Origin of the sequence: Pseudoalteromonas sp. P1-26 (assembly GCF_001401795.1) — a bacterium.
GTDB lineage: Bacteria > Pseudomonadota > Gammaproteobacteria > Enterobacterales > Alteromonadaceae > Pseudoalteromonas.
The window spans coordinates 1-654 of record NZ_LKDX01000126.1; the positions used below are offsets into that span (position 1 = coordinate 1).

A 654-nucleotide genomic window follows, 5' to 3' on the forward strand; every position below is an offset into this window, starting at 1 on the left:
GCCCGGGGCCGGACTTGAACCGGCACGCTGTTACCAGCGAGGGATTTTAAATCCCTTGTGTCTACCAATTCCACCACCCGGGCATCGGGCCGCTCGTAAGAGCATGTGGAGTATTATATGGAGGCGGAACCCGGAGTCGAACCGAGGTAGACGGATTTGCAATCCGCTGCATGGCCACTCTGCCATTCCGCCTTATCGCTTCCAAATAATTGGAGCGGCACACGAGGCTCGAACTCGTGACCTCAACCTTGGCAAGGTTGCGCTCTACCAACTGAGCTAGTGCCGCAAATTTATTTCTGTCAGTATTTTGACCGTTGGTGCACAACCTTGAGGTTGCGATGATAACGTTCTGGCAACTGAACTAGTGCCGCAAATTTATTTCTGTCAGTATTTTGACCGTTGGTGCACAACCTTGAGGTTGCGATGATAACGTTCTGGCAACTGAGCTAGTGCCGCAAATTTAATTCTGTCAGTATTTTTACCGTTGGTACACAACCTTGAGGTTGCGATGATAACGTTCTGGCAACTGAACTAGTGCCGCAAATTTTTAATTAGTTACCACTAAAAATGGTGCCCGGGGCCGGACTTGAACCGGCACGCTGTTACCAGCGAGGGATTTTAAATCCCTTGTGTCTACCAATTCCACCACCCGGG

At 50.3% G+C, this 654-nt stretch carries 3 tRNA genes; all 3 read right to left on the reverse strand.

From position 1 onward, the window contains the following. Positions 1-83, reverse strand: a tRNA-Leu gene (locus AN394_RS21195). A gap of 35 nt (positions 84-118) precedes the next feature. After that, positions 119-192 (reverse strand) — tRNA-Cys (locus AN394_RS21200). Positions 193-210: 18 nt separating this feature from the next. After that, positions 211-286, reverse strand: a tRNA-Gly gene (locus tag AN394_RS21205). Between the last annotated feature and the right edge of the window lie 368 nt (positions 287-654).